At 58.5% G+C, this 23,561-nt stretch carries 21 protein-coding genes, 2 tRNA genes, 2 rRNA genes and 1 pseudogene; 8 read left to right on the top strand and 18 right to left on the bottom strand.

All coding sequences use genetic code 11. From position 1 onward, the window contains the following. The 5 genes from Q8K09_RS12340 to tyrS form a co-directional block, all read right to left on the bottom strand. A 23S ribosomal RNA gene (locus tag Q8K09_RS12340) occupies positions 1 to 338 on the bottom strand; the annotation flags it as partial. Positions 339 to 702: 364 nt separating this feature from the next. Beyond that, positions 703 to 778 (bottom strand) — tRNA-Ala (locus Q8K09_RS12335). A gap of 24 nt (positions 779 to 802) precedes the next feature. Then, a tRNA-Ile gene (locus tag Q8K09_RS12330) sits at positions 803 to 879 on the bottom strand. 99 nt (positions 880 to 978) lie between these two features. Further along, positions 979 to 2,516 (bottom strand): 16S ribosomal RNA (locus Q8K09_RS12325). A 547-nt stretch (positions 2,517 to 3,063) separates the two neighbouring features. Then, positions 3,064 to 4,263 (bottom strand): tyrosine--tRNA ligase, encoded by a 1,200-nt coding sequence (tyrS, locus tag Q8K09_RS12320; RefSeq protein ID WP_305255264.1) that lies wholly within the window; start codon positions 4,261 to 4,263, stop codon positions 3,064 to 3,066. A gap of 212 nt (positions 4,264 to 4,475) precedes the next feature. Between tyrS and Q8K09_RS12315 the strand changes: the two genes are divergently transcribed. Together Q8K09_RS12315 and Q8K09_RS12310 are read left to right on the top strand one after the other, a co-directional pair. Continuing rightward, on the top strand, positions 4,476 to 5,921 hold the full coding sequence (locus tag Q8K09_RS12315; protein ID WP_305255263.1) for a peptidoglycan DD-metalloendopeptidase family protein: 1,446 nt from the start codon (positions 4,476 to 4,478) through the stop codon (positions 5,919 to 5,921). 5 nt (positions 5,922 to 5,926) lie between these two features. After that, complete coding sequence (locus Q8K09_RS12310; protein ID WP_305255262.1) at positions 5,927 to 7,018, top strand: anhydro-N-acetylmuramic acid kinase; 1,092 nt, start codon at positions 5,927 to 5,929, stop codon at positions 7,016 to 7,018. A gap of 60 nt (positions 7,019 to 7,078) precedes the next feature. Here the strand turns inward: Q8K09_RS12310 and erpA are convergent, their stop codons facing one another. The 4 genes from erpA to argC all read right to left on the bottom strand — a co-directional run bounded on the left by erpA (position 7,079) and on the right by argC (position 9,677). Further along, the gene (gene erpA / locus Q8K09_RS12305; RefSeq protein ID WP_305255261.1) at positions 7,079 to 7,429 is read right to left on the bottom strand and encodes an iron-sulfur cluster insertion protein ErpA; all 351 of its coding nucleotides are present in this window, start codon (positions 7,427 to 7,429) and stop codon (positions 7,079 to 7,081) included. 77 nt (positions 7,430 to 7,506) lie between these two features. Next, complete coding sequence (locus Q8K09_RS12300) at positions 7,507 to 7,917, bottom strand: polymer-forming cytoskeletal protein (protein ID WP_305255260.1); 411 nt, start codon at positions 7,915 to 7,917, stop codon at positions 7,507 to 7,509. A gap of 9 nt (positions 7,918 to 7,926) precedes the next feature. Beyond that, positions 7,927 to 8,643, bottom strand: a complete 717-nt coding sequence (locus tag Q8K09_RS12295; RefSeq protein ID WP_305255259.1) for a DUF6776 family protein — start codon at positions 8,641 to 8,643, stop codon at positions 7,927 to 7,929. Next, positions 8,643 to 9,677 (bottom strand): N-acetyl-gamma-glutamyl-phosphate reductase, encoded by a 1,035-nt coding sequence (argC, locus tag Q8K09_RS12290; protein WP_305255266.1) that lies wholly within the window; start codon positions 9,675 to 9,677, stop codon positions 8,643 to 8,645. The genes Q8K09_RS12295 and argC overlap by 1 nt, the downstream gene beginning before the upstream one ends. Positions 9,678 to 9,812: 135 nt before the next feature. On the opposite strand from argC, the gene hemJ reads away from it, so the two are divergent. From hemJ to Q8K09_RS12270, 4 genes are all read left to right on the top strand, one after another. Then, positions 9,813 to 10,241, top strand: coding sequence for a protoporphyrinogen oxidase HemJ (gene hemJ / locus Q8K09_RS12285; RefSeq protein WP_305255258.1), 429 nt, complete (start codon positions 9,813 to 9,815; stop codon positions 10,239 to 10,241). Positions 10,242 to 10,259: 18 nt separating this feature from the next. Then, positions 10,260 to 11,222 carry a nitronate monooxygenase family protein gene (locus tag Q8K09_RS12280; RefSeq protein ID WP_305255257.1) on the top strand — a complete coding sequence of 321 codons (963 nt, stop codon included), beginning with the start codon at positions 10,260 to 10,262 and terminating at the stop codon, positions 11,220 to 11,222. Positions 11,223 to 11,474: 252 nt separating this feature from the next. After that, on the top strand, positions 11,475 to 12,446 hold the full coding sequence (locus tag Q8K09_RS12275; RefSeq protein ID WP_305255256.1) for a DUF805 domain-containing protein: 972 nt from the start codon (positions 11,475 to 11,477) through the stop codon (positions 12,444 to 12,446). A gap of 159 nt (positions 12,447 to 12,605) precedes the next feature. Then, positions 12,606 to 13,394 carry an SDR family oxidoreductase gene (locus Q8K09_RS12270; protein ID WP_305255255.1) on the top strand — a complete coding sequence of 263 codons (789 nt, stop codon included), beginning with the start codon at positions 12,606 to 12,608 and terminating at the stop codon, positions 13,392 to 13,394. Here Q8K09_RS12270 and Q8K09_RS12265 read toward each other — a convergent pair whose 3' ends face one another. Then, positions 13,395 to 14,873 (bottom strand): AAA family ATPase, encoded by a 1,479-nt coding sequence (locus Q8K09_RS12265; protein WP_305255254.1) that lies wholly within the window; start codon positions 14,871 to 14,873, stop codon positions 13,395 to 13,397. A 525-nt stretch (positions 14,874 to 15,398) separates the two neighbouring features. Here Q8K09_RS12265 and coq7 point away from each other — a divergent pair. Then, positions 15,399 to 16,046: a 2-polyprenyl-3-methyl-6-methoxy-1,4-benzoquinone monooxygenase gene (gene coq7 / locus Q8K09_RS12255; protein ID WP_305255253.1), complete on the top strand. Its 648-nt coding sequence runs from the start codon at positions 15,399 to 15,401 to the stop codon at positions 16,044 to 16,046. Between the two features lie 99 nt (positions 16,047 to 16,145). Here the strand turns inward: coq7 and Q8K09_RS12250 are convergent, their stop codons facing one another. Further along, complete coding sequence (locus Q8K09_RS12250) at positions 16,146 to 16,568, bottom strand: OsmC family protein (RefSeq protein WP_305255252.1); 423 nt, start codon at positions 16,566 to 16,568, stop codon at positions 16,146 to 16,148. A gap of 387 nt (positions 16,569 to 16,955) precedes the next feature. Here Q8K09_RS12250 and crp point away from each other — a divergent pair, with 387 nt between their 5' ends. After that, positions 16,956 to 17,600, top strand: coding sequence for a cAMP-activated global transcriptional regulator CRP (crp, locus tag Q8K09_RS12245; protein WP_305255251.1), 645 nt, complete (start codon positions 16,956 to 16,958; stop codon positions 17,598 to 17,600). Between the two features lie 56 nt (positions 17,601 to 17,656). Here crp and trpC read toward each other — a convergent pair whose 3' ends face one another. The 7 genes and pseudogenes from trpC to Q8K09_RS12210 all read right to left on the bottom strand — a co-directional run. Continuing rightward, complete coding sequence (gene trpC / locus Q8K09_RS12240; RefSeq protein ID WP_305255250.1) at positions 17,657 to 18,493, bottom strand: indole-3-glycerol phosphate synthase TrpC; 837 nt, start codon at positions 18,491 to 18,493, stop codon at positions 17,657 to 17,659. Continuing rightward, complete coding sequence (gene trpD / locus Q8K09_RS12235; RefSeq protein WP_305255249.1) at positions 18,490 to 19,536, bottom strand: anthranilate phosphoribosyltransferase; 1,047 nt, start codon at positions 19,534 to 19,536, stop codon at positions 18,490 to 18,492. Before trpD ends, trpC begins: the two co-directional genes overlap by 4 nt. Beyond that, positions 19,533 to 20,129, bottom strand: coding sequence for an aminodeoxychorismate/anthranilate synthase component II (locus Q8K09_RS12230; RefSeq protein ID WP_305255248.1), 597 nt, complete (start codon positions 20,127 to 20,129; stop codon positions 19,533 to 19,535). The genes trpD and Q8K09_RS12230 overlap by 4 nt, the downstream gene beginning before the upstream one ends. An 11-nt stretch (positions 20,130 to 20,140) precedes the next feature. Continuing rightward, a complete protein-coding gene (gene trpE / locus Q8K09_RS12225; RefSeq protein WP_305255247.1) occupies positions 20,141 to 21,634 on the bottom strand; it encodes an anthranilate synthase component I in 1,494 nt (497 codons plus the stop codon). Positions 21,635 to 21,861: 227 nt separating this feature from the next. Then, the gene (locus tag Q8K09_RS12220) at positions 21,862 to 22,503 is read right to left on the bottom strand and encodes a phosphoglycolate phosphatase (RefSeq protein WP_305255265.1); all 642 of its coding nucleotides are present in this window, start codon (positions 22,501 to 22,503) and stop codon (positions 21,862 to 21,864) included. A gap of 44 nt (positions 22,504 to 22,547) precedes the next feature. Then, positions 22,548 to 23,222, bottom strand: coding sequence for a ribulose-phosphate 3-epimerase (rpe, locus tag Q8K09_RS12215; protein WP_305255246.1), 675 nt, complete (start codon positions 23,220 to 23,222; stop codon positions 22,548 to 22,550). Positions 23,223 to 23,420: 198 nt separating this feature from the next. Then, positions 23,421 to 23,561: pseudogene (locus Q8K09_RS12210) on the bottom strand (4-aminobutyrate--2-oxoglutarate transaminase); the annotation flags it as partial.

Raw genomic sequence — 23,561 nt, 5'->3', positions numbered from 1 at the left:
TTCTACCTATACGGGGCTATCACCCACTTTGGCTTGCCTTTCCAGACAATTCTAGTTCTTACAAAATGACCACTGGCCTGATCCGCGTTCGCTCGCCACTACTAACGGAGTCTCGGTTGATGTCCTTTCCTCCGGGTACTAAGATGTTTCAGTTCCCCGGGTTTGCTTCTACAACCTATGTATTCAGTTGCAGATACCACAGATGTGGTGGGTTTCCCCATTCGGAAATCTGCGGGTCAAAGCTTAATCACAGCTAACCGCAGCTTATCGCAGTGTATCACGTCCTTCATCGCCTCTTAGAGCCTAGGCATTCTCGAGATGCCCTTAATTACGCTTGAATCGAAATCACGCGTAGAAATAAATCCACTCGTGTGTTTTCCTCGATGCAAAGTTGAATTAAGTGCGATTCAAAGCTTGATAAATCAAACTATGAACCGCGGCTTTTTCGGTGTCAGTAAATCTATTCACAATGTGCAATAACCCTGCTGCTTTCGCGGCAATGTTTTGATCGACGAGAACGCCGATCTTCCTTCATCTAGTGATGTCGGAAAACCAAATTCTCCACTTTTATTCTGTGCTCTCCGTTATGTTCCACCATCTTTTGAATGGCGGAGGTGAACGGGATCGAACCAGTCGGCTACGCCGACAGATTTGAATTTGTCGGTTCGATTCACCCGTTGTCTTAACCCACCATTTTAACAATGGTGGAGGTGAACGGGATCGAACCGATGACCTCCTGAATGCAAATCAGGCGCTCTCCCAGCTGAGCTACACCCCCATATCGTTGTCTGTCCGACTTTTATGGTGGGCCTGGAAAGACTTGAACTTTCGACCTCACGCTTATCAAGCGCGCGCTCTAACCAACTGAGCTACAAGCCCTAAAAGTCACAAGACCCAGTACAGAATAAAGAGAAGAGATACGAAGACAGCGGAGTGCTTGGCTCTATCACGAGCCAGATCACATAAAGCGTTCCTTAGAAAGGAGGTGATCCAGCCGCAGGTTCCCCTACGGCTACCTTGTTACGACTTAGTGCCAGTCACTGATCCCACCGTGGTCGGCTGCCTCCTTACGGTCAGCGCCCCGCCTTCGGGTAGAACCAATTCCCATCACTTGACGGGCGGTGTGTACAAGACCCGGGAACGTATTCACCGTGGCATGCTGATCCACGATTACTAGCGATTCCAACTTCATGCACTCGAGTTGCAGAGTGCAATCTGAACTGAGGTGGCTTTTGGAGATTTGCATGGTATTGCTACCTAGCTGCTCATTGTCACCACCATTGTAGTACGTGTGTAGCCCAGGCCGTAAGGGCCATGAGGACTTGACGTCATCCCCGCCTTCCTCCGGCTTGTCACCGGCAGTTTCTTCAGAGTGCCCAACTAAATGATGGCAACTGAAGATGAGGGTTGCGCTCGTTGCGGGACTTAACCCAACATCTCACGACACGAGCTGACGACAGCCATGCAGCACCTGTCACCGATCCAGCCGAACTGACGAGAAACATCTCTGTTTCTCTTAATCGGGATGTCAAGGCCTGGTAAGGTTCTTCGCGTTGCGACGAATTAAACCACATACTCCACCGCTTGTGCGGGTCCCCGTCAATTCCTTTGAGTTTTAACCTTGCGGCCGTACTTCCCAGGCGGTGAGTTTAACGCGTTAACTACGTCACCGAAAAGCTAAGCTTCCCAGCGACAAACTCACATCGTTTACGGCGTGGACTACCAGGGTATCTAATCCTGTTTGCTCCCCACGCTTTCGCACCTCAGTGTCAGTATCAGTCCAGGTGGTCGCCTTCGCCACTGGTGTTCCTTCCTATATCTACGCATTTCACCGCTACACAGGAAATTCCACCACCCTCTACTGTACTCTAGCTTGCCAGTTTTGCATGCAGTTCCCAGGTTGAGCCCGGGGCTTTCACATTCAACTTAACAAACCACCTACGCGCGCTTTACGCCCAGTAATTCCGATTAACGCTTGCACCCTCTGTATTACCGCGGCTGCTGGCACAGAGTTAGCCGGTGCTTATTCTGTCGGTAACGTCAAAGTAGCAACGTATTAAGTTACTACCCTTCCTCCCAACTTAAAGTGCTTTACAATCCGAAGACCTTCTTCACACACGCGGCATGGCTGGATCAGGCTTTCGCCCATTGTCCAATATTCCCCACTGCTGCCTCCCGTAGGAGTCTGGACCGTGTCTCAGTTCCAGTGTGACTGATCATCCTCTCAGACCAGTTACGGATCGTCGCCTTGGTGAGCCTTTACCTCACCAACTAGCTAATCCGACCTAGGCTCATCTAATGGCGCGAGGCCCGAAGGTCCCCCGCTTTCTCCCGTAGGACGTATGCGGTATTAGCGTCCGTTTCCGAACGTTATCCCCCACCACTAGGCAGATTCCTAGGCATTACTCACCCGTCCGCCGCTCTCAAGAGAAGCAAGCTTCTCTCTACCGCTCGACTTGCATGTGTTAGGCCTGCCGCCAGCGTTCAATCTGAGCCATGATCAAACTCTTCAGTTTTAATACTGCTTGGGTTTTGTGAAAACCCTAAACTTGGCTCAGCATTTCCAAATAAACTCTCGAATTAACGAATGGTTACTCGTGATGCTGATAATCTTGCGACTAACAGTCTTACCTCACAAGCACCCACACGAATTGCTTGATTCAATTGTTAAAGAGCGGTGGCTGATTCTTTCGTCTCAACCGAGGCGCGCATTCTACAGCAGCCTCATGTTCCGTCAAGCTTTTTTTCAAACCGATTTCCTAAGAAACCCTTTCTACTCAACCGCTTGCGCTTCCGATCTGCTTCAAGCATCTCGTCAGCGGGAGGCGAATAATACAGCGTTTAAAACCGCTGTCAACCACCTCATTACCGCTTTCGATCTTCTCGATCAAATCACTAACAAGGCACCTACAACCGCCTCGCTAGCCTGCCGCATCCTACACAGCTTTCGCCGTACCGGAACCCCTATTTTTAAGCTAACTTCTTGTTTTACAAGAGGTTTACCGAGAGGCCTGCGCCAGAAGAGGTGCGGACTATAGGCTCAGCAGAATCTACGTCAAGGCTTTATTCGGCTTTTAGCGTAATGCGCGCAAAAGCTTTCTTGCCAGCCTGGCAGACATGGGTCTCCCCGCTTCTGTATATATAGAAGCGGTCAACCACATCACCATCCACCCGCACACCACCAGAACCCAGCAAGTCGCGCGCCATTGCTGCGTTCTTGACCAGGCCAGCCCTATTGAGCAGGGTCGCTATAGGCATATCCTCAGCCGATACCAACTCGATCTCCGGTAAATCTTCTGGTAGCTCGCCTTCCTTCATACGATTACCCGCCGAACGATGAGCACTCGCCGCAGCCTCGCCACCATGAAAGCGCGCGACGACCTCTTCGGCCAGCTTGATCTTGATATCACGGGGATTAGCACCCGCCTCGACATCACGCTTGAATTGCTCAATCTCATCCATGGAGCGGAAGCTGAGCAATTCGAAGTAACGCCACATCAATACATCCGGCATGGAGACCAGCTTGTTGTACATGACGCCGGGCGCTTCCTGGATACCTATATAGTTGCCCAATGACTTGGACATCTTCTTCACACCATCCAGCCCCTCAAGCAAGGGCATGGTGACGATGCATTGCGACGCCTGCCCATAGGAGCGCTGAAGCTCGCGCCCCATCAACAGATTGAATTTCTGGTCAGTACCACCCAACTCAACATCCGCCTGCAAGGCAACCGAGTCATAGCCCTGCACCAGCGGGTAGAGGAACTCGTGAATGGCGATCGGCTGATTGGTTGAATAACGCTTACTGAAGTCATCACGCTCGAGCATGCGTGCAACGGTGTACTGCGAGGTCAGACGAATGAAATCGGCCGGGCTCATCTTGTCCATCCAGGTGGAATTGAAGGCCACCTCGGTTTTCGCCGGATCAAGAATTTTGAACACCTGGGTCTTGTAGGTCTCGGCATTCTCCAGCACCTGCTCACGCGTCAGCGGAGGACGCGTGGCGCTTTTGCCACTGGGGTCACCGATCATCCCGGTAAAGTCGCCAATCAGGAAAATCACCTGGTGCCCCAGCTCTTGGAACTGCCGCAGCTTGTTAATAAGCACGGTATGCCCCAGATGGAGATCCGGCGCCGTCGGGTCGAAGCCCGCCTTGATGCGCAGCGGCTGACCACGCTTGAGCTTTTCTACCAGCTCGGACTCAACCAAAACCTCTTCCGCACCGCGCTTGATCAGCGCCAGCTGCTCTTCGACCGACTTCATGACAGGACTCACGACTACGCAAATTTAAAGGGAACCAACAATACAAGATCACAGACAAATAACAAGTTTTGCCCTGAGCGTCACACGCCTGTAGCCTGCCGTCCTTTTTAGGGTTGCCTCACAGACGATTTGGTTATATTTTATACAATTAATGCATATTCATCGTGTTATTCATCTTTTCTTCTCACTTTTTACTAAAGTCAAAGCCATCTATGACCCCTATAAGTAAAACGCCTCCTCCATACCCTAAAACCCACATCCTAGCTGCCAGCGGTATAGCAGCACTGCTTAGCCTAACCCTGCTGGTCTTCCCCTCTCGCGAAGTCGAGGCGAAGAAAACCTACCTTAGCCTTGAGCTAGACAACGGGTCCGAGCTCGTTCTACTGGAACAGGACGACCTTCGCCACGACGTCCCTGGAAGCAGCCTGAGCACTTCACCGTTCAGCAGAGTCGAGCAAGCCTCAAATGCACAAAACAGCGCGACGCAAAGTGTCGCCGCTGACCACATCGGCAGCGATGCTGACAAAGAGTCAGCTGAAGCCACGCCAATCGATCCGCTGCACAAGACCGTCAGGGTGGCGAACGGCGATACACTTTCTACAATTTTTGCAGCTGTTGGCCTCTCCGCCACTACCCTCCATCAAGTGTTGAGCAGCAGCAAGGAGGCCACACAGTTCAGCCGCCTTAAAGTTGGCCAGGCACTTGAGTTTGAGCTGACAGATGAAGGTCAACTCAAGAGCCTTAACAGCAAGCTCAATGACCTAGAAAGCATCAAACTAAGCAGAAGTGAAAATGGCTTCACTTTTAAGCGCGACATCGTCAAACCAGACGTAAAAAACACCTATGCGCGCGGGATCATCAATAGCTCGTTGTTTTTGTCGGCGAAACGCGCAGGCCTCTCCCATGGGCTGACCATGGACCTTGCCAACATCTTTGGTTATGACATCGACTTCGCCATGGATATTCGCGACGGCGACGAGTTCGAGCTGGTTTTTGAACAGAAAGTAGTCAATAACAAACAGGTCGGAACGGGAAATATTCTCTCCGCACGTTTTACTAACCGAGGCAAGACGTTCACTGCGGTTCGTTATACCGACAAGCAGGGCAACAGCAGCTACTACGGCGCAGACGGCACGAGCATGCGTAAGGCCTTTATACGCACACCAGTAGATTTTGCACGCATCAGCTCGCGCTTCTCCAACGGCCGTCGTCACCCAATCCTGAACAAGATCCGCGCACACAAGGGCGTAGATTATGCAGCACCACACGGGACGCCAATCAAGGCTGCAGGCGATGGCAAGATCACCCTCGCAGGGCGCAACGGCGGCTACGGCAATACCGTTGTCATCCAACACGGCAGCCGCTACCGTACGCTGTATGCCCACATGCAGGGGTTTGCCAAAGGCATCCGCAGCGGCAGCAACGTTAAGCAGGGCCAAATCATCGGCTATATCGGCACTACCGGCTTATCCACCGGACCACATCTGCATTACGAATTCCAAGTCAATGGCACCCACGTCGACCCTCTGAGTCAAAAGCTGCCAATGGCGGATCCTATCGCACGCAATGAAAAGCAGCGGTTCATGCAATTGAGCGCCCCGCTTATGGCTCGTATGGATCAGGAAAAAACCACTTTGCTCGCCCTCAATAAGCGTTAAGCGAGATGCCCCTTTACTTGGGCGTGATGTCTGGTACCAGCCTTGACGGGCTGGACATCGCCCTGATCGAACAAGGCGAAAAAACCTCTCTACTCGGCACACACTACCTACCCATGCCGCCAGAACTGCGTGTTGCGCTATTGTCGCTTTGCGCATCCGGACCGGATGAACTGGCACGAGCGGCGGTCACTGAACAGCGCTGGGTGGAACTGGCTGCCGAAGGCATACATATACTGCTCAAGCAGCAAGCCATCAGTGCTGAGTCGATCCGCGCAATCGGTAGCCACGGCCAAACTATTCGCCATGAGCCGGCCCGTGGGTTCACCATACAGATTGGCAACCCCGCCCTGCTTGCGGAACTGACGGGTATCAGCGTAGTGAGCGACTTTCGCCGCCGCGATGTAGCCGCTGGAGGACAAGGGGCACCGCTGGTACCCGCGTTTCATGAGGCCTTATTCGGCGCACAAAACAGCTGTCGAGCGGTATTGAATATTGGTGGATTCAGCAATCTCAGCCTACTCGCGCCGGATCAACCTGCACGCGGCTTCGATTGTGGCCCGGGCAATGTTCTCATGGACGCCTGGATCCAGTACCTGCGCGGCGACACTTATGACCGCGACGGTGCTTGGGCAGCGAGTGGCAGGGTCCGGCCCGAACTGCTCGAAACGCTGCTCAGCGATCCGTTCTTCAAGACCCAGGGACCGAAGAGCACCGGTCGCGAGCTGTTCAACCTTGACTGGCTAAACCGGCACTTGGCCGAGCCATCCCGCTACGCTGACGCAGATGTACAAGCGACATTGCTAGAGTTGACGGCAATAAGCATTACCAGAGCCCTGCTAAGCGCTCAAAGCGAGACTGAAGAGATGCTTGTGTGCGGTGGCGGAGCACACAACAGCGCCCTGATGAGGCGCCTGAGCGCACTGCTCCCGGACTGCGCCGTGAATAGCACACAGAGCTATGGCGTGCCTGCCGACTGGGTAGAAGCCATGGCATTCGCCTGGCTGGCGCACTGCTGCCTTGACGGCATACCCGCGAATCGACCGACTGTGACAGGCGCCCGTGGCCCAAGGATCCTCGGCGCTATCTACCCTGCCTGATTACGGGCTGACCAAAGACCAACTACCGCGTTGCACAAGCACGACGTTAGTCATAGTGGATTAGATCGAGAAGGACGAGCCACATCCACAGGTAGTGGCTGCGTTGGGGTTCTTGATCACGAAGCGCGAGCCTTCCAAGCCTTCCTGGTAATCCACTTCGGCACCCGCCAGGTACTGGAAACTCATGGGATCGACGACCAGACTGACGCCTTCCCGCTCAACGATAGTGTCATCGTCGGCGACCTCTTCATCGAAGGTAAAGCCGTACTGGAAGCCCGAACAGCCGCCGCCCGTAACGAACACGCGTAACTTCAGGCGAGGGTTTCCCTCTTCATCGACCAGGCTCTTCACCTTGCTCGCAGCGCCCTGCGTGAATTGCAAAGCTGTAGGGGTGAAGGTTTCGACGCTCATGCTGACTATCTCCCGGCGCTAGGCGCCATACTGCGTTGAGGCCCTGCATTATCCACTTACCCTACAAAAGCGGTCAACTATTCTGCAGTAACCAAATTCTCCGGCAACTCCAAGGGCCGCGACTGTTCGTTGAGTGGCCGTAAGCCCCCGTCGATCTGTGCCCCCATGGCCATCTCCATCAGACCGTAATGCAAGGTACCGCACACGCGCGCGCGACTGCCCAACTCAAGGTGCTCGCTTGCATAAACATCGCCTATCACCTCGCCGTTGATCACTACGCGCGGGGCGCGAATCTCGCCTTCGACCTGCCCTTCTGCACTAACTCGAACCATCCCCTCACTGGCCTGCAGGTTGCCACAGACTCTGCCATCGACCTGCACCGCACCGTGAAACTGTAGGTCTCCATTCAATTCTGCCCCTGCGGCAATCAGGCTGGTGTGACCCGTAAAACGTTGCATGTCGGTCTTGCGTTTGTCTTTATTCCACATGAGTTGCTGTCACTCCTGGCCCATCCATTTAAATGTGCGCTCCAACGGCTTTTCGCCTTTGACCTCTGCGCGCACCCTGACCTGATGCGGCGTAAAGCCGTCAGGCAGCTTCAGTTCAGCGAAGCGTCCTGCGTCAGGGATTGCCTGGAAATGCTTGAAAGAGAAGAGCATCACCTGACCACGGAACTGATCGGGCAAGTCTTGCGTCAATCCGGCCAATGGCAAACGGACCTCCTTTCCGCCCTGACGCCCCTCCACGACCACCGCCAACTCTCCCTCAAGCGGCTTATCGTCCTTGCCCACCCGACTGAGCAATATTTTGTAGCGGTAATGCATCGGCTTGTCCGTAGCCTGCACTTCAAAGGAGCGGATGCGCAGGCCCTCCCGACGACTGGCGGGTGCCAACACGCCTTTGTAAAAGGCCAGGTCTTGCTGCTGCTTGAATATCTGCTCTTCGAGCAACTTGATGGTCAGACGGCTCTGCTCATTGGCCTGCTGTGCGACGCTCTCGCCGCTACCGACCACGACGAGACGCTGGCGCAACTGATCCAGCTCCTGCTCGAGTACGCTCAAGCGTTCCTGCATCGGCTGGTGTTCCACCTCAATCGACTGGGTCCAAGTGCCGGCATAGAATGCGGCGGGAACAGCTAGCAGCAATAACAGCAGCACAAACCGCTGCCGACGCGCGCGACGCGGATCACTGGGGCGAACTTCCCAACCAGCCATCAGGGCAGCATGGCCGCGTGCGACAGACCTAGACGCTCGTCAAGCCCGAAGAGGATGTTCATGTTCTGCACGGCCTGACCGGAAGCACCTTTGACCAGATTATCGATCACCGACAGCACCACTACCAGATCGCCATCTTGCGGGCGGTGCACGGCGATACGACAAACGTTGGCCCCTCGCACGCTGCGGGTTTCCGGGTGGCTACCGGCCGGCATTACATCGACGAACGGCTCGCTGGCATAGCGTTTCTCGAACAGTGCCTGCAGGTCGACCGAGCGGTCGGCCACCGTCGCATACAGGGTTGCGTGAATGCCGCGAATCATTGGAGTCAGGTGCGGCACGAAGGTCAGCCCTACTGTGGAACCCGCCGCACGCCGCAAGCCCTGGCAAATTTCCGGCAAGTGGCGATGACCTTTGACGCCGTAAGCCTTCATGCTCTCACCGGCTTCGCTGAACAACGAACCGACACTGGCACCACGCCCGGCACCGCTGACCCCAGACTTGCAGTCGGCGATCAAGCGCGACGTGTCGGCCAAGCCGGCCTCCAGCAGCGGGATAAAACCCAGTTGAGCGGCGGTCGGGTAGCAACCGGGCACGGCGATCAGGCGCGCCTGCTTGATTGCCTCGCGGTTGACCTCCGGCAGTCCATAGACCGCCTCGGGTAGCAGATCCGGCGCGCCATGGGGCTGACCGTACCACTGCCCCCACTCTTCGGCGTCTTGCAGGCGAAAATCGGCAGACAGGTCGATAACCTTGGTTCCCGCCGCCAACAACTCGCCGGCCAGGGCATGGGCGACACCATGCGGGGTGGCGAAGAACACCACGTCGCAAGCACCCAGGGTCGCGATATCCGGGACGCTGAAGACCAGGCCGGGGTAATGGCCGCGCAGGTTCGGGTACATCTCGTCAACGCGCAGGCCCGCCTCCGAGCGCGATGTAATGACTGCAACTTGCGCCTGCGGGTGCTGCGCCAACAAACGCAACAACTCCACACCGGTGTAGCCCGTGCCGCCGACGATACCGACCTTGACCATCACTTGCCCCTTGCAAAAAGCCATTGGAAAGCCACCGATGATAAGGCCCTACCCCCCTAACGGCCAACCGCGTAGATGACGTATCCGCCGCCGACCACTACTATCGAGGCACTTTTATTGCGCTGGAGTCGGACAATGCTCTACCTGTGGCTTAAAGCCCTGCACATCATCGCCATGGTCTGCTGGTTCGCCGGGCTGTTCTACCTGCCACGCCTGTTTGTCTACCACGCCATGAGCGAGGATGACGCCAGCCGTGAACGTTTCTGCGTGATGGAGCGCAAGCTCTATCGCGGCATCATGCTGCCGTCGATGATCGCCACCCTGATCTTCGGTATCTGGCTGATCAGCCTTAACCCCGGCTATTACTTCAGCCAGGGCTGGATGCACGCCAAGCTCAGCCTGATCGTCCTGCTGATCGGCTATCAACACCTCTGCGGCGCTCAACTCAAGCGCTTCGCCCGTGGCGAGAATCAGCGCAGTCATGTGTTCTACCGCTGGTTCAATGAGGCACCAGTCCTGGTTTTGCTCGCGGTTGTCATCCTGGTTGTCGTCAAACCCTTCTGACCTACCCAAGGAATCACCATGAGCCTTCCCGCCCTGCTCGAAAAACGCCTGCGCCTGCCGGTAGTGGCCGCCCCCATGTTCCTGGTGTCCAACCCGCAGCTGGTTCTCGCCTGCTGCCGTAACGGTATCGTTGGCAGTTTTCCGGCGCTCAACCAGCGTGACAGCGGCGCCTTCAAAGCCTGGCTGGAAGAGATCGAAGCGGGTCTGCAAACCGAATCGGCACCCTACGCGGTCAACCTGATCGTGCATGGCAGCAACCCACGCCTGCAGTCCGACCTGGCAATCTGCGTCGAGCAACGCGTGCCCATCGTCATCACCAGCCTCGGCGCAGCCAAGGAGGTAGTGGATGCGGTGCACAGCTACGGCGGCCTGGTATTTCACGACGTGACCACCCGCCGCCATGCGGAAAAAGCCGCCGAGGCCGGAGTCGATGGTCTGATCGCGGTCGCCGCCGGCGCTGGCGGGCATGCCGGCACCTGGAGTCCGTTTGCCCTGATTGCGGAAATCCGCCAGTTCTTCGACAAGACCTTACTCCTGGCTGGCTGCCTCAATCACGGCCATGAAATTCTCGCCGCACAATTGCTCGGCGCCGACCTGGCCTACCTCGGTACGCGCTTCATAGCCACGCAGGAGAACAACGCGCCAGCGGCTTACAAGCAGATGATCCTGGACGCTCAAGCCGCCGACATCATCCATACCCCGGCGGTATCCGGCGTGCCGGCCAGCTTTATGCGCCAGAGCCTGGAGGCAGCCGGCTACGACCTCAAGCAGTTGCAGAACAAGGGCGAGATCAACTACGGCGAGAAGCTCAAGCCGATCAGCGATGAGGCCAAGGCGTGGAAAACTGTCTGGTCGGCCGGCCAAGGCGTCGGCACCATCGCCGACCTGCCAAGCGTCGAGGTACTGGTAGCGCGTCTGGACCGCGAGTACCGCGATGCACAGCGTCAGGCCCAGTTGCTGCAGCAACATTGGCCGCGATGAAAACGCACAGCCGGCCGGGCCTGAGCAATCGGCTGTCGACCCTCAGGTTCGCCACCCGGCATTCGACACCGAAACCTTGGCAGGCACTCTCGGCTGCATACAACTAAGGCCACTCTTTGCTCGGCCGCAAGACACCCCAGGCAAACCCGTGAAGCGGGTCCGATGTTTGTGCGCCGGGTGGCTTGTTCAGAGGCCGGCAGGCCCGCTAGGCTGTACTGACTATTTATCCAAAGCGCCGACAAGGAAGCTCGCATGACCCAAGCCCGGTTCAAGATTGTCTTCAGTGGCGAGTTGATGCCAGAAGTGGCATTGGAAACAGCCAAAGACAACCTCGCGCGCCTGTTCAAAAGTGACCGTTCACGGATCAACACACTCTTCAGTGGCAGCACTATCGCCATCAAGCGCGATCTGCAGGAGAGTGAGGCCGATCAATACCTCGCCGCGCTGCACCGCGCGGGGGCCAACGCGCGCAAGGAGCCTGACCTGGCGGCCAGCCTGAGCTTGGTCGATACCGAGGATCACCGCACCGACGAAATGCCAAGCGGCGCCAGTAGTGAGATGACCTGCCCCAAGTGCAACCACCGGCAGGCCAAGGCGGTGCAATGCTCGGCTTGCGGCATCATCATTGAAAAGTTTACTGCGCGTCAGGCTGCTGCGAGCGCCCACAACACTGCCCCAGCGAGCCCCTCGACCAATACCCCCTACGCCACACCCCAGGCGGCAGTAGGTGAAGTACTGCCAGCATTTGGCGAACTGAATGTATTCACCGTCGACAGCAGGATTGGCCGGCTGCGCTATCTGGCTTGGTCACTGGTACTGATATTCGCGGTTACCGGGATCATGGCTGCGGTGGCCATCGTGATGGGCATTTCCGAGGTGCTCGGCGGCCTACTAGGACTTGCCGTAATGATCGGTATGCTGGTCGTCAGCGTGCAGATCGGTGTCCAGCGCCTGCATGACATCGGCTGGAGTGGCTGGCTGCTGCTATTGAATATCGTGCCTGTCGTCAACAGCGTGTTCTGGCTGCTGATGCTGGTAGTCCCCGGCAGCCAGGGCGCCAATCGCTTTGGCTCACCGCCGCCAGCCAACAGCACAGCCGTCAAGATACTCGCAGGACTGTTCTTGGCAGTGCTGGTTGGCAGCCTGCTGGCGCTGTTCCTCGGCGGCTTCGCGATGCTTGCCCTGGCGCTCAGCGGAATAGACTTCAGCGCGCTCAATAACTGAGCGCCGGCGAAACACGTGAAGTGCGACCTGGAGCATGTGCAGACGCTCTTGCCGTAGCGCTCAATGTGCTCATAGCCTGGCCGGGGGAATTTAATCACTGGCCCAGGCAACCCAGAAGTTCCCATGCGGTCAAAGCTGCCCCCTTCACGGAGAAACTCCATGCATCCCTATGCCCTGATCACCGGCGCGTCCAGCGGTATAGGCCTGGCCCTGGCCGAGGCGTTGGCACGCAGAGGGCGCAACCTGATCCTGGTCGCACGGCAACGCGACGCGCTGGACAGCATCGCTTGCGAGCTGACTCAGCGCTTCGGCGTGGAAGCCCTGTTCCGCGTCTGCGACCTGGCCGAGCCGCTGCAACTGTCCGGCCTGCTGCATGAACTGGAGCAAAGTGAGCTGCCCATCGACCTGCTGATCAATTGCGCGGGCGTGGGCACTTGTGGAGCCTTCGTCGCCCAGGACTGGCGCGGCGAACAGCAACTGATTGAGGTGAATGTCCTCGCGCTCGCCCGACTCTGCCATGCGCTCGGTACAGTGATGGCCGGCCAGGGCAGCGGGCAGATTCTCAATGTCGCCTCGCTGGCGGGATTTCACCCCGGCCCCGGAATGAGCAACTATCACGCGAGCAAAGCCTATGTCCTGCACTTCTCCGAAGGCCTGCGCGAGGAGCTCAAGGAATACGGGGTCAAGGTTTCAGTGCTCTGCCCGGGGCCGACACGCAGCGCATTTTTCCGCTCGGCACAAATCGATAGCACACGACTGGAAGGCGCAAAGCGGATGATGAGTGCCGAGGAAGTGGCGCTGATCACAGTCAAGGCACTGGAAAAAAACCGCGCAATCATCATTCCTGGATGGCGCAACCGGCTGTGGTCTGTAGCACCACGCCTGGCCCCGCGCTGGCTGGTACGCAAAATAGCGGCACGACTCAACCGAACGTTCAGCCGCCGCTAATCAGGCCAGGACCGTGCGCGCATGGGCCCAGGCACGCAGCGCGCTGAGGTCTTCGGCCATCACCACCGACAAGGGTGCAGTGCTGTGGATGCTGTGCAACAGCAAGGCCTGATCGACCGCCTGCTGTTGCGCCTGGGCGGCATACAGAGCACTGACCACGACCTGTTCGATCTCGGCGCCGGAAAAACCATCGCTGGCGAACGCCAGCATGGGTAGATCAAACCCGCCGGGTTCCAGCTCGCGCCGCATCAGGTGAATGCGGAAGATTTCTGCACGCACGGGCTGATCCGGCAAGTCCACGAAGAACAGTTCATCGAAGCGGCCCTTGCGCACCAGCTCGGGCGGCAGGCGATCGATGGCATTGGCAGTCGCCACCATGAATACCGGCGCCTTACGCTCAGCCATCCACGTCAGCAGGGTGCCGAGTACACGCTGGCTTACACCGCCGTCATGCTCGCCACTGGCCAGGCCTTTCTCGATCTCATCGATCCACAGCACACAGGGCGCCATCTGCTCGGCAAGACTCAAGGCCTCCCGCAGGTTGCGCTCGGTCTCGCCAAAGAACTTGTTGTACAGGCAGGCAAAGTCCAGACGCAGCAGGGGCAAGCCCCACAGTCCAGCCACGGCCTTGGCCGCCAGGCTCTTGCCACCACCCTGGACGCCGACCAGCAGCATGCCTTTGGGCAGGTCGATGCTCGTACCGTCAAGAAAAATCCCCTGGCGTTCGGCCAGCCAGCGCTTGAGGTTGTTCAGGCCGCCGACATCGGCGAAGCGTGCAGTGTCGTACTCGAAGCTCAACACTCCTTCGAGGTCCAGCAACTTGAATTTGGTCTTGTTCAGTTCCGGCAAGTCTTCCTGGGTTATGGCGCCGTCGTCACAAATCACCTTGCGCGCCAACATCCGCGCTTCGCCATAACTCAAACCGCGCAGATTCTTCACCACTTGCTGCAAGGTACGATTGTCGGTGCGCACCCGGGCATTGCGATTACGCTCGCTCCAGCGGCTGGCTTCCTCGCGCACGATGACCAGCAACTGGTCTTCCGACGGCAGCGCCAGACTGAAGCGCGCGGCAAGGCGCTGCACCTCGGCCGGCAGCTTGCAGGCGTGGGACACCAGCACCAGAGTTGGCGCGTGCGGCGTATCGCGCATGGCGATTTCCTTAAGCAGACGCACCAGCGTCGGGTTGTCGGCGAGAAACGGATGCAAGTCGCACAACACATACAGGTTCGCCTGCGGGTCAGCCTTGATCAGCCGCAGCGCGGCCTCCGGCTCCTGGCTCGCGCCGTCGCCCAGCGGCTCACCGCCGAAACCCAGGCGCTGCAAGCCTTCGGTCACCGACCAGGTGTGCAGGCCGAGGCCACGCTTGACCGCCAGGCCAGTGAGCGTTTCCAGCACGCGCGGCTCATCCCAGGACTCGATGAGAATCAGCTTGACCCTGGAATCGAGCACCAGGCCCAGATCATGGATATCGTTCTTCACACCCACTCCTTTGTGGCGGTCATTATTGTGGCGGCCATATGGCCAGGATCGACCCAGCAGGCCGTTGATAAACTGCTGCGCCCGGCTATGCGCATTTAAACGCAGCCCAGCGAAATAGCCGCAGGGCGAGCCAATCAACTCGAATGCGCGCTACGTTTTTTTCAACCTCCGCCTATAACTCACACGCCAGAAGACTTAGCCATAGACTGCAGACACTGCAAGAGAGTCGCCGGGGAAATACCTGCACGCAAGCTTTATCAAGGCGATCAGACACCCGCCTTTCACGATAACGCCCCATGGCTGCGGGGCGTTTGCGGGTAAGCTCGAAAAACAACCTCAAAGACCGCGCTGAAGACGACAAAACCCTGACGGGATAAATCCCACGGGCATGCCCTTGGTCGACGGCAGACGACCTTGCCACCGGGTTGATCTAGCCTGTGACTAGCCGAACGCCCCTGACAGCGGTCAAGCTGCAGCACATGGATTGGAGTAAGCTAACCACTCTGTTTTAGTTGGAGGTGCCCAATGGCCAGCGAACGTCACTACTCCCCCGTAGACCGCCTGTTCCTGCAAGCGGACGCGGCCCTGCGTACCTTGCTGCCGTTCAGCGGTCAGCCCACGCGCCCCTCGCCAGCTATCGTGCAGACGGAAGCTGAACTGGATGAGCCAACCGCGCGGCATGTCGCCGGTCTGATGCGTATCAACCACACGGGTGAGGTCTGCGCCCAGGCGCTGTACCAAGGCCAAGCGCTGACCGCCAAGCTGCCAGACGTACGTGCAGCAATGGAGCATGCAGCCGATGAGGAAATCGATCATCTGGCCTGGTGCGAACAGCGCATTCGCCAGCTTGGTAGCCAACCGAGCGTACTCAACCCACTGTTTTATGGCCTGTCTTTCAGCGTTGGCGCATTGGCCGGTCTGATCAGCGACAAGGTCAGCCTGGGATTTGTCGCCGCCACCGAAGATCAGGTAGTCAAACACCTGGACGATCACCTGCAACAGCTGCCCGCAAACGACGACAAATCACGGGCAATACTTGAGCAGATGCGCCTCGATGAAGAACGCCATGCCACCAGTGCATTGGAAGCAGGGGGGCTACGCTTCCCCGCACCGGTAAAATTCGGCATGACACTCTTGTCCAAGGTCATGACCAAGAGCGCCTATCGGCTATAGCCGTACGCACATCAACTGGCGAGCGGGTCACGGTAACCGGCCCGCGAGCCAGGCCCCACCCGCACGGGTCAAACTTAGCTGAGGCGGATGACTTTACTGCTAAGCCAGTTCGACGATCTCGTAGTCGTGGGTGATCTCAACGCCGGCGCGACCGAGCATAATCGAGGCGGAACAATACTTCTCTGCCGACAGCTCAACCGCACGCTTGACCTGAGCCTCTTTCAAACCGCGACCCTTGACCACAAAATGCAGGTGAATCTTGGTGAACACCTTTGGCTCCTCGGTGGCACGCTCGGCCTCGAGAAAGGCCTCACAACTCTCTACCGGCTGCCTGGATTTTTTCAGAATACTGACCACATCGAAGTTGCTGCAGCCACCGAGACCGATCAACAGCATCTCCATCGGACGCACACCCAGATTACGCCCACCGCTCTCCGGCGGGCCGTCCATCACCACCGCGTGACCACTGCCCGACTCACCGATAAACAGGGCTTCGCCAGCCCATTGAATGCGCGCTTTCATTAGCAGGCCTCCGCTGTTAAAAAGGGAGGCAGCTTATCACAGCATTTTTCGCTACTCGATTTCAGCCTTCCGGGCACATGTTCCGCGGCTAGATGTTAGCCGCGTCGCAAAACCGGCCCTCGGCTTGGCGTGTTTGTTAGGCTGACGCGGGATTGCTGGCACACTTGGACCAGATAAGTATAAGAAATGGCTTTTTACTCGTTAATTGTTGTAAGTCGACTCTTGAAGCGTGCGCCGGACGGTGATCGGTTTTAGCCCACGGCCAGCCACACAGGATGCGTGACGGCTACAGCCCAGCCTTGGCTTGCGCGCATCACCTGACGGGTACATCGCCTAAGAAATTGCCTGTCGGACAAAGGCTCTCCTTTTCATTTTCGGGACTCAGGCATGGTCGCAATTACCCTTACACCAAAAATCAAGAATCTCGACAGACTCCTCGCGCATTGTCAGCGCCGTCGCTATACGGCAAAAAGCACCATCATCTATGCGGGTGATCGCAGCGAAACGCTGTTCTTCATCGTTAAAGGTTCGGTAACCATCCTGATTGAGGATGACGATGGCCGTGAAATGATCATCGCCTACCTCAATCCTGGCGACTTTTTCGGCGAGATGGGCCTGTTCGATAAGGACGGCGCCGAGAAAGAACGCAGCGCCTGGGTGCGTGCCAAGACCGAATGCGAAGTAGCCGAACTCAGCTACACCAAGTTCCGCGAACTGACCCAGCAAGACCCGGACATCCTCTACGCCCTCGGCAGCCAGATGGCCGAGCGCCTGCGCAACACCACGCGCAAGGTCGGCGACCTGGCATTTCTTGACGTCACCGGCCGCGTCGCACGCACCCTGCTTGACCTGTGCAAGCAGCCGGACGCCATGACCCATCCAGACGGCATGCAGATCAAGATCACTCGCCAGGAAATCGGCCGCATCGTCGGCTGCTCGCGCGAGATGGTCGGCCGCGTGCTCAAGGCCTTGGAAGAACAGGGCCTAGTCAACGTCAAGGGCAAGACCATGGTGGTGTTCGGCACCCGCTGAAGTCACCAGGCGTAAAAAAGCCGGCGCATGCGCCGGCTTTTTACTATTGGTCGAGTTCAGTCCACGTCGGGCGAACTGATCACGCGCTTACGCTCGGGAAAGAACAAACGTTCCAGTTCGGCGCCTGGGTTGTCGGCGCGCATAAACGCTTCGCCAACCAGAAAAGCGTACACCTCGCTGATCTCCATCAACTCGACATCGGCGCAATTGAGAATACCGCTTTCGGTCACCACCAGACGGTCGCGCGGAATCCGTGGCAACAGATCCAGGGTGGTCTCCAGGCTGACGTCGAAGGTGTGCAAGTTGCGGTTGTTGATACCCACCAGCGGCGTATCCAGGGTGTTTAGCGCACGCTCCAGCTCATCGCCATCGTGCACTTCCACCAGCACATCAAGATCGAAGGCCTTGGCGGTTGCCGCCAACTCGGCCATCTGTGCATCAGACAGCGCCGAAACAATCAGCAGCACGCAATCGGCGCCCAAGGCGCGAGATTCAACGATCTGGTAAGGGTCGATCATGAAATCCTTGCGGATCACCGGTAGCGAACAGGCGCTGCGCGCCTCCTGCAGGTAGAGGTCGGCGCCCTGGAAGAAATCCTCGTCGGTCAGCACCGACAGACAAGTCGCCCCGCCGGCCTGGTAGCTGCGGGCGATGTCCGCCGGCACGAAGACCTCACGCAGCACGCCCTTGCTCGGCGAAGCCTTCTTTATTTCGGCGATCACCGCCGGCTGCTTGCGTTTGGCCTGTTCCTGCAACGCCCGGGCAAACCCACGCGGCGTATCAGCGGCACGGGCTTGCTGCTCGACCTCCGCAAGGCCAACGATGGCGCGACGCGCGGCCACTTCTTGGACCTTGCGGGCGAGGATGTTCTCCAAAATGGTTGGAATGCTCACCCTTCATTCTCCTGTTTGAATACCGCGGTAAAGGACACCAGCTCTTGCAGCTTCTCCCAGGCCAGCCCGGTATGCAGCGCATCATGGGCCAGTTGCACACCTTCTTTCAGGCTGCTGGCCAGGTCGCAGGCATACAACGCCGCACCCGCATTCAGCACAATCATGTCGGCCGCCTTCTGGCCCTGCTCACCCTTGCGCTTGGTCAGCGCATCACGGATCAGTGCCAGCGATTGTTCGGCGTCATCGACGGTCAAACCGATCAGGCTCTGGCTCTTGATGCCAAAATCTTCTGGCTGAATGGTGTACTCACTCACAATGCCGTCTTTCAGCTCAGCGACAAAAGTAGGTGCCGCCAGGCTGATTTCGTCTAGGCCGTCCTGGGCATGCACCACCAGCACATGCTCGCTGCCCAGACGTTGCAACACTTCGGCTAGCGGCCGGCACAGCGCCTTGCTGAACACCCCCAGCACCTGATGCTTGACCCCGGCCGGATTGGTCATTGGCCCGAGCATATTGAAGAGGGTTCGCAGTCCCAGCTCGCGACGCGGGCCGATGGCGTACTTCATCGCGCCATGGTGGGCTGGTGCGAACATGAAGCCGACGCCCACGCTCTCGACGCAGCGTGCCACTTGCTCAGGGGTGAGATTGAGATTGACCCCGGCGACCTCCAGCAAATCGGCACTGCCGCTCTTGCCCGAAACCGCGCGATTACCATGCTTAGCTACCTGGCCACCGGCTGCGGCGACTACAAAGGCCGCAGCGGTGGAGACGTTGAAGATATTCATGCCGTCGCCACCGGTACCACAGGTATCGACCAGCCGCTCAGCCTTGATCTGCACCGGCGCGGCCAGCTCACGCATGAGCTGCGCGGCACCGACGATCTCGTCGATGGTCTCGCTCTTCATGCGTAAACCCATGAGGAAGGCACCGACCTGCGCATCGGTGCACTGGCCGGTCATGATCTCGCGCATCACATCCTGCATTTCTGCAGTGCTCAGATCGAGCTGATTGACTACCCGATCGAGGGCTTCCTTGATATTCATGCGCGCACGCCTCCTTGTTGCTTGAGGAAGTTGGCAAAGAGCTCATGGCCCTGCTCGGTGAGAATAGATTCCGGGTGGAACTGCACACCCTCGATGTTCAACGTCTTGTGCCGTAGGCCCATGATTTCATCGACAGCGCCGTCTTCGCGCTGGGTCCAGGCGGTCACTTCGAGGCAATCGGGCAGGGTTTCGCGCTTGACCACCAGGGAATGGTAGCGGGTCACCGTCAACGGATTGTTGAGGCCGGTGAACACCCCGCTATTTTCGTGGAACACCGGGCTGGTCTTGCCGTGCATCACCTGGCGCGCGCGCACCACATCGCCACCGAAAGCCTGGCCGATGCTCTGGTGGCCCAGACAGACACCGAGAATCGGCAGCTTGCCGGCAAAGTGCTGGATTACTGCCAGCGATACGCCGGCCTCGTTGGGCGTGCAGGGGCCGGGCGAAACCACAATGCGTTCGGGTTGCAGGGCGGCGATCTCGGCGACACTCAACTCGTCGTTACGGATCACACGCACCTCAGCACCCAACTCACCGAGGTACTGCACCACGTTGTAGGTGAAGGAGTCGTAATTGTCGATCATCAGCAGCATGGCAAGACTCCTCAGCGCGGGTTCTGGTCGGGGACGGTTTGTTCGGCAAGCGCGACAGCGCGGAACATGGCGCGACGCTTATTGAGGGTTTCTTCCCACTCCAGAGCCGGTACCGAGTCGGCAACGATGCCGGCGCCGGCCTGCACATGCAGTTCACCGTCCTTGATCACTGCGGTGCGGATGGCGATGGCGGTGTCCATGTTGCCGTTCCAGGCCAGGTAACCGACGGCGCCGCCGTAGACGCCACGCTTGACCGGCTCCAGTTCGTCGATGATTTCCATCGCGCGAATTTTTGGCGCCCCGGACAGGGTACCGGCCGGCAGAATAGCGCGCAGGGCGTCCATCGCCGTCAGGCCTTCCTTCAGTTGACCGGTGACGTTGGAGACGATGTGCATGACGTTGGAGTAGCGCTCAATCACCATCTTCTCGGTGAGTTTGACCGAGCCGGTGCTGGCGACCCGACCGACATCGTTGCGGCCCAGATCGATCAGCATCAGGTGTTCGGCGACTTCCTTGGCGTCCGCCAGCAGATCCTGTTCCAGGGCCAGATCGGCCTCTTCGTTGGCGCCGCGCGGGCGGGTGCCCGCGATGGGCCGCACCGTGACCAGGCCATCTTCCAGGCGCACCAGCACTTCTGGTGAGCTGCCGACCACATGGAAGTCGCCGAAGTTGAAGAAGTACATGTAGGGCGTCGGGTTGATGCAGCGCAGCGCCCGGTACAAATCGATGGGGGCAGCCTTGAAGGGGATCGACATGCGCTGGGAAATCACCACCTGCATGCAGTCGCCGGCGAGGATGTATTCCTTGATGGCGTTGACTGAGCGCTCGTAATCGTCGCGACTGAAGCTGGAGCGGAATACCGGCTCGGCACCAGGCGCGGCATTCAGGTCGACGCCCAAGCGTGGAGTAATGGGCTGGCGCAACTTACGCAACAGCTCTTGCAGGCGCGCCTGGCCTTGTTCCAGCGCCCCCTCCTCGGCTGGATCGGCGAGGACGATGGCGTGCATCTTGCCGGCCAGATTGTCGAACACCACCACCGCGTCGGACACCATCAGCAGGATATCCGGGGTACCCAGCGGGTCGGGATTGCTCCCCGCCGCCAGCTTCGGTTCGACGTAACGCACGCTGTCGTAACCGAAGTAGCCGACCAGCCCGCCATTGAAACGCGGTAGCCCAGGCAGGGTCGGCACCTTGTAGCGCGCCTGAAACTCCTCGACGAAGGCCAGCGGGTCGGCGCACTCATGGCGCTCCACCTCGACGCCATCGACGCTGATGCTCACGCTGTGACCATAGGCACGTAGCACAGTGCGCGCAGGCAGACCAATAATCGAGTAACGGCCCCATTTCTCGCCACCTTGGACAGACTCCAGTAGGTAGCTGTTGGCCTCGTCGGCCAGCTTCAGGTAGATCGACAGCGGGGTATCGAAATCGACCAGGGTTTCATAGGCAAGCGGAATGCGGTTATAGCCGGCAGCGGCTAAACGCAGGAATTCTTCGCGGATCATTATCAGCCTCGTGGCTTGAGGGTAAACGGTTGTGTGCAAACGCGCCGCCTAAGCGGCCAAGATCGGGTCAGAGGCGCCAGCGCCAGCGGGCCAGGGCCTTGATGATGTTCATACCGATTCTTGCGGACCAGCGCGTGCAGGTAACCACCACGGAGCTCTCTCAGGCAGGAGTAAAGTCTGGCAACACTAGCGCAGCCGCCAGACCTAAGCAACCCGGCCAGCGCGGCTTAGCCGGCCACCAGCAACTGGCGCAAATCATCCAGCACCCGCAGCGGACCTTCTTCAGCGATTGGGCGACCGTGGTTGTAACCGTAACTCAGCGCTATGCACGGCACACCGGCAGCCTTGGCCGCCAGCACGTCATTGCGTGAATCGCCTATAAACAGTGCCTGCTGCGCCTCGACCCGGGCCAGCTGCAACACATGCAGCAGCGCAGCCGGATCGGGTTTCTGCTGAGGCAGCGTGTCGCCGCCAATGATCCAACGGAAATAGCTGCCCAAGCCCTTTTCATCCAGCAGCGGCGCGACGAAGCGTTCGGGTTTGTTGGTGATGATCGCCATCTCGACCTGCTGCGCACGCAGCCAGTCGAGGGTTTCCAGCACGCCCGGATAAATCCGGGTCAAGCTGTGGTCATCGGCATAAGCCTGCATGAACAGCTCGAGTGCCTGCTCGGCGTCGGCGTCGTCAATGTGCGCGTGCTGCAGACCACCGGCCAGGGCGCGTCGCACCAGCACTCGCGCCCCATTGCCGACCCAGTCGCGCACCTGCTCGATCCCGGCTGCAGGCTGCCCGAGCTGGAGCAGACTCTTGTCCACCGCAGCAGCCAGATCCGGCACCGAATCGACCAGCGTACCGTCCAGGTCAAACATCACCAGACGCGGCAGTTCGCCCGCGAACAGTGCATGCAGTGCCGTCACCCGTGCACCTGGGCCAGCTCGGCACGCATGGCATCGATCACGCGCTTATAGTCCGGCTGGCTGAAGATCGCCGAGCCAGCAACAAAGGTGTCGGCACCGGCGGCGGCGATTTCGCGGATGTTCTGTACATTGACCCCGCCATCGATCTCCAGGCGGATCTCACGACCGCTGGCGTCGATCAGGGCGCGGGCCTCTTTGAGTTTCTCCAGGGTGTGGGGGATAAATTTCTGCCCACCAAAACCCGGGTTGACACTCATCAGCAGGATCATGTCGACCTTGTCCAGCACGTGCTTGAGCACCTCCAGCGAGGTGGCCGGATTGAACACCAGGCCCGCCTTGCAGCCGCCATCACGGATCAGCTGCAGAGAGCGATCGACATGCTCGCTGGCCTCGGGATGGAAGGTGATGTAGCTGGCGCCAGCGTCGATAAAATCGCCAATGATGCGATCCACCGGCTTGACCATCAGGTGCGCGTCGATCGGCGCGGTGATGCCGTACTTGCGCAGCGCCGCGCAAACCATCGGGCCGATGGTCAGGTTGGGCACATAGTGGTTGTCCATCACATCGAAGTGGACGATGTCGGCACCCGCGGCGAGCACCTTGTCGACTTCCTCGCCCAGGCGGGCGAAATCGGCAGAGAGGATCGACGGGGCGATGGCGAAGGGTTGCATGGCGCACCTCGGTGGCATTCACGAAAGTGGCGCATTGTACCCGAGCGCATTCTCAAGCGTCGCGGCAACAATGGTCGGTAGGTGGCGCGCCTTTTCCATCCACCATCCGGAAGGTGGATGGGTGAAGCGTCATCCACCCTGATAACGCAAACAAGGAAAAACCCGCCGAAGCGGGTTTTGTGGGTAGCGCGCTGGGGATCAAGCCAGCTCGTCGAAGCACTCGGCGATGATCGCCAGGCCACGGTCGAGCAGGGCATCTTCGGCGGTCAGCGGTACAAGCACCCGCAACACGTTGCCGTAGGTGCCGCAGGACAGCAGGATCAAGCCCTTGTCGCGCGC

It is taken from the genome of Pseudomonas sp. (assembly GCF_030683065.1).
Taxonomy (GTDB): Bacteria; Pseudomonadota; Gammaproteobacteria; order Pseudomonadales; family Pseudomonadaceae; genus Aquipseudomonas.
Note: the sequence above shows the minus strand (reverse complement) of the source record. Positions and strands in the feature narration are given on the sequence as shown.

What these genes read in the sequence shown, in the direction of transcription:
- tyrS (WP_305255264.1), bottom strand. Translation starts at nt 4,263, where the DNA reads ATGAAGTCGGTCGAAGAGCAGCTGGCGCTGATCAAGCGCGGTGCGGAA.
- Q8K09_RS12315 (WP_305255263.1), top strand. Translation starts at nt 4,476, where the DNA reads ATGACCCCTATAAGTAAAACGCCTCCTCCATACCCTAAAACCCACATC.
- Q8K09_RS12310 (WP_305255262.1), top strand. Translation starts at nt 5,927, where the DNA reads ATGCCCCTTTACTTGGGCGTGATGTCTGGTACCAGCCTTGACGGGCTG.
- erpA (WP_305255261.1), bottom strand. Translation starts at nt 7,429, where the DNA reads ATGAGCGTCGAAACCTTCACCCCTACAGCTTTGCAATTCACGCAGGGC.
- Q8K09_RS12300 (WP_305255260.1), bottom strand. Translation starts at nt 7,917, where the DNA reads ATGTGGAATAAAGACAAACGCAAGACCGACATGCAACGTTTTACGGGT.
- Q8K09_RS12295 (WP_305255259.1), bottom strand. Translation starts at nt 8,643, where the DNA reads ATGGCTGGTTGGGAAGTTCGCCCCAGTGATCCGCGTCGCGCGCGTCGG.
- argC (WP_305255266.1), bottom strand. Translation starts at nt 9,677, where the DNA reads ATGGTCAAGGTCGGTATCGTCGGCGGCACGGGCTACACCGGTGTGGAG.
- hemJ (WP_305255258.1), top strand. Translation starts at nt 9,813, where the DNA reads ATGCTCTACCTGTGGCTTAAAGCCCTGCACATCATCGCCATGGTCTGC.
- Q8K09_RS12280 (WP_305255257.1), top strand. Translation starts at nt 10,260, where the DNA reads ATGAGCCTTCCCGCCCTGCTCGAAAAACGCCTGCGCCTGCCGGTAGTG.
- Q8K09_RS12275 (WP_305255256.1), top strand. Translation starts at nt 11,475, where the DNA reads ATGACCCAAGCCCGGTTCAAGATTGTCTTCAGTGGCGAGTTGATGCCA.
- Q8K09_RS12270 (WP_305255255.1), top strand. Translation starts at nt 12,606, where the DNA reads ATGCATCCCTATGCCCTGATCACCGGCGCGTCCAGCGGTATAGGCCTG.
- coq7 (WP_305255253.1), top strand. Translation starts at nt 15,399, where the DNA reads ATGGCCAGCGAACGTCACTACTCCCCCGTAGACCGCCTGTTCCTGCAA.
- Q8K09_RS12250 (WP_305255252.1), bottom strand. Translation starts at nt 16,568, where the DNA reads ATGAAAGCGCGCATTCAATGGGCTGGCGAAGCCCTGTTTATCGGTGAG.
- crp (WP_305255251.1), top strand. Translation starts at nt 16,956, where the DNA reads ATGGTCGCAATTACCCTTACACCAAAAATCAAGAATCTCGACAGACTC.
- trpD (WP_305255249.1), bottom strand. Translation starts at nt 19,536, where the DNA reads ATGAATATCAAGGAAGCCCTCGATCGGGTAGTCAATCAGCTCGATCTG.
- Q8K09_RS12230 (WP_305255248.1), bottom strand. Translation starts at nt 20,129, where the DNA reads ATGCTGCTGATGATCGACAATTACGACTCCTTCACCTACAACGTGGTG.
- trpE (WP_305255247.1), bottom strand. Translation starts at nt 21,634, where the DNA reads ATGATCCGCGAAGAATTCCTGCGTTTAGCCGCTGCCGGCTATAACCGC.
- Q8K09_RS12220 (WP_305255265.1), bottom strand. Translation starts at nt 22,503, where the DNA reads ATGTTTGACCTGGACGGTACGCTGGTCGATTCGGTGCCGGATCTGGCT.
- rpe (WP_305255246.1), bottom strand. Translation starts at nt 23,222, where the DNA reads ATGCAACCCTTCGCCATCGCCCCGTCGATCCTCTCTGCCGATTTCGCC.